The organism is Pelatocladus sp. (assembly GCF_059505505.1).
Genome location: NZ_JCACKS010000105.1, coordinates 1 through 7,989 on the forward strand (window position 1 = coordinate 1; position 7,989 = coordinate 7,989).

Annotated in this window: 9 protein-coding genes; 7 read left to right on the plus strand and 2 right to left on the minus strand. The window is 42.3% G+C overall.

All coding sequences use genetic code 11. The features are described from left to right. On the minus strand, positions 1-378 hold a 378-nt coding region (locus AC5JMK_RS10115; protein WP_495909999.1), incomplete at its 3' end, for an MFS transporter. 368 nt (positions 379-746) lie between these two features. On the opposite strand from AC5JMK_RS10115, the gene AC5JMK_RS10120 reads away from it, so the two are divergent. The 7 genes from AC5JMK_RS10120 to AC5JMK_RS10150 all read left to right on the plus strand — a co-directional run bounded on the left by AC5JMK_RS10120 (position 747) and on the right by AC5JMK_RS10150 (position 7,544). Then, the gene (locus AC5JMK_RS10120; RefSeq protein WP_495910000.1) at positions 747-1,409 is read left to right on the plus strand and encodes a helix-turn-helix transcriptional regulator; all 663 of its coding nucleotides are present in this window, start codon (positions 747-749) and stop codon (positions 1,407-1,409) included. A 144-nt stretch (positions 1,410-1,553) separates the two neighbouring features. Continuing rightward, complete coding sequence (locus tag AC5JMK_RS10125) at positions 1,554-1,880, plus strand: hypothetical protein (RefSeq protein WP_495910001.1); 327 nt, start codon at positions 1,554-1,556, stop codon at positions 1,878-1,880. Between the two features lie 1,161 nt (positions 1,881-3,041). Then, the gene (locus AC5JMK_RS10130) at positions 3,042-3,542 is read left to right on the plus strand and encodes a DUF2231 domain-containing protein (protein ID WP_096672869.1); all 501 of its coding nucleotides are present in this window, start codon (positions 3,042-3,044) and stop codon (positions 3,540-3,542) included. Then, positions 3,539-4,144 (plus strand): DUF2231 domain-containing protein, encoded by a 606-nt coding sequence (locus AC5JMK_RS10135; protein ID WP_096672867.1) that lies wholly within the window; start codon positions 3,539-3,541, stop codon positions 4,142-4,144. Before AC5JMK_RS10130 ends, AC5JMK_RS10135 begins: the two co-directional genes overlap by 4 nt. 60 nt (positions 4,145-4,204) lie before the next feature. Further along, entirely contained in the window at positions 4,205-5,116 is a 912-nt protein-coding gene (locus AC5JMK_RS10140; RefSeq protein ID WP_096672866.1) for a cytochrome c oxidase subunit II, read from the plus strand. Between the two features lie 12 nt (positions 5,117-5,128). Then, positions 5,129-6,805, plus strand: a complete 1,677-nt coding sequence (gene ctaD, locus AC5JMK_RS10145) for a cytochrome c oxidase subunit I (protein WP_495910002.1) — start codon at positions 5,129-5,131, stop codon at positions 6,803-6,805. Positions 6,806-6,941: 136 nt separating this feature from the next. Continuing rightward, entirely contained in the window at positions 6,942-7,544 is a 603-nt protein-coding gene (locus AC5JMK_RS10150; RefSeq protein ID WP_096672862.1) for a cytochrome c oxidase subunit 3, read from the plus strand. Between the two features lie 20 nt (positions 7,545-7,564). Here the strand turns inward: AC5JMK_RS10150 and AC5JMK_RS10155 are convergent, their stop codons facing one another. Continuing rightward, on the minus strand, positions 7,565-7,738 hold the full coding sequence (locus tag AC5JMK_RS10155) for a hypothetical protein (protein WP_495910003.1): 174 nt from the start codon (positions 7,736-7,738) through the stop codon (positions 7,565-7,567). Positions 7,739-7,989: the final 251 nt, after the last annotated feature.

Genomic DNA, 7,989 nt, shown 5'->3' on the forward strand with positions numbered 1-7,989 from the left:
AACTTCTATTGACGTTCTTTTACCACAAAATATACTATTTTGGAGATGTTTAGTAATTAACCCAACTCCAATTCCTTGCAGAATACGAGTAGTAAATAAAGTATAAATGCTGGGATAAACAATCATCAAACCTGTAGCAAAGGTAAGGAACAGCAAACTAGCCAAGATTATCTTCTTACGTCCTACCCGATCAGATATACCACCTAACAAAATCAACGTTGGTAGTAATCCCGCAACATAAGCTGAAAATGCGATCGCTGAAATACTGCTCGCAAAGCCTCCAATCTCAGCGTAAGTACCATACAAAGGAACTTGTAAATTTGTAGCATGGGTAATAAGAAAAATTGCAGACCCAACAATTATTAAAGAGCGTCTCATCTGTTTGATTAGATAAATTTATGTTGGCTCATGTTACTTAATTATTCGTCATGAAATATTCGATCTCGTGTGCTACATCTTGAAGCAAAATGATTGTAGTTTCACCTACTCCCCAATCATCAAATGCAAGTTTTAAGTTTTTTATTGGTTTGTTCATATTTACCTTCTAATTTTTGATAATTTCTTTCGTCGAAATATGAGGCATTAAAAACAACCTCCCTAAAATAGCTCTTCAAGAGGAGAAAATCTGACTTGTGCGCTGAACTTAGTCAGGTAGAAAAAATTTATAGCAGCAGTTTATAAAGTAAAAACTTTAGAAAATATCATAGAAGAGTGGATTTGACTTTGTAAAGACTTTTCTTTAATTTATGTCTATGGGCATAAACTCTCTGAAAAAATCAGCATCTGTCCGTACTCGACGGGCGATCGTCAACATACTCAAACAAGAGGGTAGCAAGGACGCGCAGGAACTTGCTTCTCGTTTAGGTATTTCTGCAATGGCTGTTCGACAACATCTCTACGCTTTGCAGGAAGAACAACTTGTTACTTACCAGGAAGAAGCCCGGGAAATGGGGCGACCAGCAAAACTATGGGAACTAACCTCTGCTGCTGATCGTCTGTTCCCTGAAGGCTATGCTGAATTAACCTTGAGCTTAATTAATTCTGTGAAAGAAGCATTCGGCGATGCTGGACTGGAGCGCCTTTTGGATGTAAGGACTCGCCATCAAATTGATGCTTATCGAGCTTTGATACCGCTTGAACAGCCACTAGAGCAAAAACTAGAAGCTCTAACAACTTTGCGAACGGAAGAAGGATACATGGCTGAAATTCAAAGTCTTGGTGACAATTCTTTTTTATTGATTGAAAATCACTGCCCAATTTGTGCTGCGGCCACTGCTTGTACAGGGTTGTGTGCCAGAGAGTTAGAAATATTCCAAACTGTTTTAGGAAAAGGGAGCGTTGTAGAGCGAACCGAGCATATTGTCTCAGGTGAGAGACGTTGTGTGTATAAGGTTTCGCATCAAAGCTGAAATCCGTGTGAAAGTGTAGTATGACATTTGTATTCCTAAAATTTGTAGCGACTGTTTTAAAAGTCGAGCGATCGCGGTTAGTATTTTAAACAATAACTCGACATTCCCTCAAGACATTGAATCTCGATTTACAATTTAAGTGGCTTGAGTCAAAAAGGAGTTGGTGCGAATGACTTTCCAAGACTGCAAAAGCAGGTGCTGCAATTGCCAACGAGCGATCGCGCAGCATTAGCACAAGCCCTTCTGCAATCCTTGCGTCAGGATAGCTACCCAGTCAGTGAACATCCCCTAGCAAAATTTGCTGGAATTCTGAGCAACGCAGAGGCTAGTGAATTGCAGCAGATCATCACCGCAGAGTTTGAGCTATTTCCGCCAGCAGCCCCGCGCAAGGCGCGAAGCCGAGCGTCGGATCGAGGTGCGAGCAAGGCGAGGAGTGGTGTCAATACTGCTCGGATAAGACAAATCGATTGACATTTAAAACCTGTAGAGACGTTGCAGTGCAACGTCTCTACATGCCCAAAATTACGACGACAAATCCTTAACCGAGCAGTATTGGGAGTGGTGTCTGATCAATGCGAAGCGAGGAAAGACACCGACGACGAGACGAGCCATCTCCTCTGCCACAAACGAGTATGGTACAATTGGTCTACCCGCCACAGTGGGCTTAGTGTTTCAGGGCGTCCCGCCTTGCTGTCCAACTCGAATGCCTCTGAACCTGCAACGAGACAGGTCATGTACGATGAAGGGTTGGAACCGGGAGTAGAAAGTAATTTCTTCACAAGTTTTCTCGTTATACTCGATACATTGTCTCCGGTGGGGCATCACGGGGACGTAAAACCAAAGCTCAGGAAATGTCCGATGCACTCTTCTGGAGTCACTGAGAAGCCCGCGCTCTATCGCTTTGCGATGAGCGTCGGGAGATGTCACCAGGTGGATGAGCGTGAGTGGTGAAGTTGCATTAGACACATCAGTTTCAATCCGATTTTTGAACGGCGATGCAGTCATCGTGTTTATGATTAATTTGTTACCGATCAATCAAGTCGTTAGGCATCGTACGCACCCTATATTTTTTTAATTCACATCAGGTGGAAATTATGAAAATAGAAATATTCCCTGATGTTTTTTATTTACAAACAAATTTTAGTTCGTATTATACAGCAGGGAACAGGGAATAGGGAACAGGGAACAGGGAACAGGGAACAGGGTTGAAAGTCTCTTGGTATATGGCTTTGTTTTTAAAATTTGTACTTCATTTACCTGAAATCTGCTGTATCATTATTTTTAATAATAAAATTACTGAAAAATACTTTTATTAATCGGCTAAAAGTTTATATTAATACATTATTAATAATAGTTCACTATTGACATTTAGTAATTATAGTTCTGATTAAAAAATACATTTTTTAGTTTTGTTTAAGAATATTATAGTTGGTATGTTAATTGTTAAGTTTTGAGTCTAAAAGTTAAACTAAATTCATCCTATCCTACAACCAAGCTAATTCTTAATTAACCAGATTTCGCCGCACAGAAATTATAACCAAATCGGTTAGGTATGAATGCTGGTAATGATATTTTGAGATGCCAATCTTGGAAATTGAGCTTATATGCAGTAGACATACCCAGGAGAATTTTATGCTTGAGTATCTAACGCGTTTGAACGACCACAATTTACCCTATCCAGATACGATTCATCCTATCGTTGTTCACTTTGTCATTGCAATGGTACTGTTTGCTTTCTGTTGTGATGTGATAGGTTATTTTACTGGTAACTCCCGGCTGTTCGAGGTCAGCTGGTGGAATATGTGTCTTGCTACCGTCGCCATCTTCGTTGCAATCATTTTTGGTCAGTTTGAAGCAGGCTTGGCAACACCTTACCACCTAGCAAAATCAGTGTTAAATGTACATACTCTCATTGGCTGGTCACTTTCAGGAATCATCGCTGCAATCACAGCTTGGCGTTATGTAATTCGTACGCGCAACCCCCAGAAATTACCCATTGGATATTTAGGAGTAGGACTTGTACTAGTCCTCATAGTTGGAACACAAGTATATCTAGGAGATCAACTTGTTTGGGTGTATGGACTACACACAGTCCCAGTAGTTGAAGCAGTAAAGGATGGTATTTTGCGATGAACTCAGAACTGATTGACCAATTGGGAGCGCAACTAGGCACAAACGGACTTCCCTACACCATTCCTGTTCATCCCAATTTAGTTCATCTGACCTTGGGTCTGTTCATCATTGGGATTCTCTTTGATATTGTCGGTGTATTTTTCCCCTTACATCAATTCGTTTATAAATATTTGGCATTACCAGTTGAACGTGCTAACTTCTTCGATGTTGGCTGGTATAACATGCTGGCTTCAGCCTTGATTACCTTTTTTACAGTTGCAGCAGGCTTTTACGAAATCATGCTTGCACAAGCACCAGTAGATGTCAAAAGTGCCTGGGGTATGCAAGCCATGGAAACAATGCTGTGGCATGGTGTGGGTGGTGTTGTACTCCTAGCCCTGATTGTTGGGATGACCGTCTGGCGAGGATTCCAGCGCTTCGTTTGGCGCAAAGACGAAGATAGACAAGTGTATCTGAGTTACCTCGCTGTCGGGATGGCGATCATGTTTGTGATGTATATTCACGGCACATTGGGAGCGCAAATGGCTGCGGAATTCGGCATCCACAACACCGCCGATCAATTGCTTAGAGTTAGTCAAGACCTCAACACCATGATGAAGTAACACATTTAGTCTTCTGTTATTTGTCCTTTGTGAAGAATTAATGACCAATGACTTTTTACTATGAAAATCCAGAAATTACTAAAAATACTGACCTTTGCAACGAGTGCGATCGCACTGATTACTACCAGTCTCTGGATTGGGAAACAGGCTTACTCCTGGCTTCCTCCCCAAGCGGCTGCTGAATCACTACTCGTTGATGACTTAATTAGCTTTTTGGTGACACTCGGAGCATTTATCTTCCTGGGTGTCACTGGAACCCTGATGTATTCGGTAATTTTCCATCGGGCGAAAAAAGGTGAAATCAGCGACGGCCCACCCATCGAAGGAAATATCACTCTCGAAGTCGTCTGGACAGCCATCCCAATTATGCTGGTGCTGTGGATTGCTACTTACAGCTACCAAATCTACGAGCAAATGGGGATTCAAGGCCCAAATGAACATGTCCATTTCCGTATGCCGATGGGGATGGAATCAGCTTATGCAGCACCCAAAGACTCATCTGTTGACGCCATCACTGCACCTGTAGAAAAAATCGACGTTGTTGCTAAACAATGGGCTTGGGTCTTCCACTATCCAGAAAATAATGTCACCAGTAGCGAACTGCACCTACCCGCGAATAAAAGAGTGCGTTTAGCACTACAATCTGAAGACGTTCTTCACGGCTTGTACGTACCAGCCTTTCGCCTCAAACAAGACATAGTTCCCAACCAAACCATAGACTTTGAATTCACTCCGATTCGGCTTGGTAAATATCAACTAACTGATTCCCAATACAGTGGTACATACTTTGCAACTATGCAAGCCGATGTTGTAGTTGAATCACCAGAAGATTACCACCAGTGGCTCACCAAAGCTGCAACCCGCAAGCTTTCCCCAGCCAAAAATCAGGCAGTTTCTGAATATGCTCAAGCAGATGGCTGGACAACTGTCGCCCCTGCTGAACCTCCTCTGGTTAATTATCCTGGTTTATAGGAAAACAAAGCGATGACGAACATTAGCATCGAAAATATCGGTATCGCAGGCGAACAACCTCATCACCCCACTCCCGATAACTGGAAGCGATACTTCAGCTTTAGCACCGACCACAAGGTCATTGGAATTCAGTACCTTGTTACTTCATTTATCTTCTTCCTGGTGGGCGGTATCTTTGCAATGATCCTACGGGGAGAACTGATCACCCCTGATTCAGATTTGATTGACCGCACCATGTACAACGGCATGTTTACCATGCATGGTACTGTCATGCTGTTCTTGTGGACATTCCCATCTTTAGTTGGTATAGCTAACTACCTTGTACCCCTGATGATTGGGGCGCGGGACATGGCATTTCCTCGCCTGAATGCTGCCGCTTTTTGGATGGTTCCAGTCGTCGGCATCCTGTTGATGTCTAGCTTTTTTGTCCCTGGTGGCCCCGCCCAAGCTGGCTGGTGGTCTTACCCGCCAGTGAGTCTCCAGAATCCCACAGGTAACTTGATTAACGGACAAGTCATCTGGTTGTTGGCAGTAGCCATCTCTGGTGTGTCTTCAATTATGGGGGCAGTCAATTTTGTTACCACAATTGTCAGGATGCGCGCCCCAGGGATGACCTTCTTTAGAATGCCCCTGTTCGTTTGGGCAGTATTCAGCGCTCAAATTATCCAACTTTTCGGACTCCCAGCCCTGACAGCAGGTGCAGTCATGTTGCTACTCGACCTCACCGTTGGTACTGGCTTTTTTAACCCAGCTAACGGTGGTAATCCAGTCATGTTTCAGCACTACTTCTGGTTCTATTCGCACCCTGCTGTGTATGTGATTATTTTGCCCATCTTTGGGGTTTTCTCAGAGATATTCCCGGTTTATGCTCGTAAGCCTTTATTTGGTTACAAAGTAGTCGCGGTTTCCTCAATGCTGATTGCTGTAGTCAGTGCGATCGTCTGGGTACACCACATGTATGTTAGTGGTACTCCTGGTTGGATGCGGATGATTTTCATGTTGACAACAATGTTTGTCTCTGTACCGACTGGGATTAAAGTATTTGCCTGGGTAGCAACAATTTGGGGGGGTAAATTACGCCTAACTACACCGATGTTGTTTGCCTTGGGTGGATTGGTGTTGTTTGTCTTCGCCGGAATTACAGGTATCATGCTTTCTTCTGTACCTGTGGATGTTCACGTCAACAATACTTACTTTGTCGTTGGTCACTTCCACTATGTCCTTTATGGGACAGTAACTATGGGGATGTATGCAGCCATCTACCATTGGTTCCCCAAGATGACGGGTAAAATGTACTACGAAGGCTTGGGTAAATTGCACTTTTGGTTAGCGTTTATTGGCACTAACCTCAACTTCTTCCCCATGCATCCATTGGGTTTACAAGGGATGTTGCGTAGAGTTGCTTCCTACGCTCCAGAGTATGAGTTATGGAATATTGTTGCTAGTGTTGGTGCGTTTATGTTAGGTATGTCTACTTTACCTTTTATTCTAAATATGATTAGCGCTTGGATAGGTGGTGAGCAAGCATCAGCTAATCCTTGGCAAGCTATTGGATTGGAATGGGAAGTTTCTTCACCACCACCTATAGAAAATTTTGAAGAGATTCCTGTTGTGATTAGTGAGCCTTATGGATATGGCAAATCAGAACCTTTAGTAGCTCAAACTCATAGTCATAACTACTTAGCTTGACGAGTGTAGATTGATGCGGCTAGATAATGCGGAGAGTTCTGTAAGAAGGTTCTCCGCATGTTCTTGAAAGAATATTGATTAAAAACCGCAGAGAACGCAGAGTATACAGAGAAAGAGAGTAAGGAGAATTTCAGGAATGGACGGTTATATGGTTTCAGAGGAGTTGCAGCTGCATCACGCAGAGCATACTCACGATGAAGAAGGCAATAAAATGTTTGGCTTCGTCGTATTTTTGTTATCTGAAAGTGTTATTTTTCTAAGTTTTTTTGCCGGATATATTGTCTATAAACTCACAATTCCTAATTGGTTGCCGTCTGGAGTTGATGGGTTAGAAGTGGTTACGCCTGCTATTAATACGGTGGTTTTGGTTGCTAGTAGTTTTGTGATTTATTTGGCAGAACGTGCGCTGCAACGTCACAATTTGTGGAGATATCGCCTGTTTTTATTGGCAACTATGGTGATGGGAACTTACTTTTTGGTTGGACAGGCGATCGAGTGGAAAAGCTTGGAATTTGGTTTTACTTCCGGCGCATTTGGTGGAATGTTCTACCTGCTAACAGGTTTTCACGGTTTGCATGTTTTGACTGGAATTTTGTTACAGTTAATTATTTTGGTGCGTTCTTTTATTCCAGGTAATTTTGAATCTAGTCATTTTGGTGTGAATGCAACTTCACTTTTCTGGCACTTTGTAGATGTGATTTGGATTGTGTTGTTTGTGCTTCTTTACGTCTGGCAGTAGATGTAAATTGCCAGGTATTATTAATATTTTATACCTGAAGATCCGATCGCCTCAAATCCAATATCAACTATAAAACCGTCTTGGGTGACTTTTGTTCTCAAGCGGTTTATTTTAGTTTTGCTCTGAGGGCGATCGCTTGATCTTAATACAAAACTCAAAGCTGTAGGATCGCACCTGCGGAATGTGGGACACATTAGTTTATAGCCTAGATAAGGGTTTCACGTTTAATGTGTGTGTAATTAATTTTGCTTAACGGGATTTAGACATTTTTTGAGTTCAAAAAAGCCTCAAAGCCATATACAGCAATCATTTAACCTCGATTTAGGTTTTTTCTTGATATATCTGGGTTTCAGCTATTTTTTGGGGTTTGAGGTATATCCCTTACCCTAATTCAATACCTTCGCCAAAATAAAGAGGGCTTTCCGTAGTAGAGTTATTGTTTACC

What these genes read in the sequence shown, in the direction of transcription:
- AC5JMK_RS10120 (WP_495910000.1), top strand. Translation starts at nt 747, where the DNA reads ATGTCTATGGGCATAAACTCTCTGAAAAAATCAGCATCTGTCCGTACT.
- AC5JMK_RS10130 (WP_096672869.1), top strand. Translation starts at nt 3,042, where the DNA reads ATGCTTGAGTATCTAACGCGTTTGAACGACCACAATTTACCCTATCCA.
- AC5JMK_RS10135 (WP_096672867.1), top strand. Translation starts at nt 3,539, where the DNA reads ATGAACTCAGAACTGATTGACCAATTGGGAGCGCAACTAGGCACAAAC.
- AC5JMK_RS10140 (WP_096672866.1), top strand. Translation starts at nt 4,205, where the DNA reads ATGAAAATCCAGAAATTACTAAAAATACTGACCTTTGCAACGAGTGCG.
- ctaD (WP_495910002.1), top strand. Translation starts at nt 5,129, where the DNA reads ATGACGAACATTAGCATCGAAAATATCGGTATCGCAGGCGAACAACCT.
- AC5JMK_RS10150 (WP_096672862.1), top strand. Translation starts at nt 6,942, where the DNA reads ATGGACGGTTATATGGTTTCAGAGGAGTTGCAGCTGCATCACGCAGAG.
- AC5JMK_RS10155 (WP_495910003.1), bottom strand. Translation starts at nt 7,738, where the DNA reads ATGTGTCCCACATTCCGCAGGTGCGATCCTACAGCTTTGAGTTTTGTA.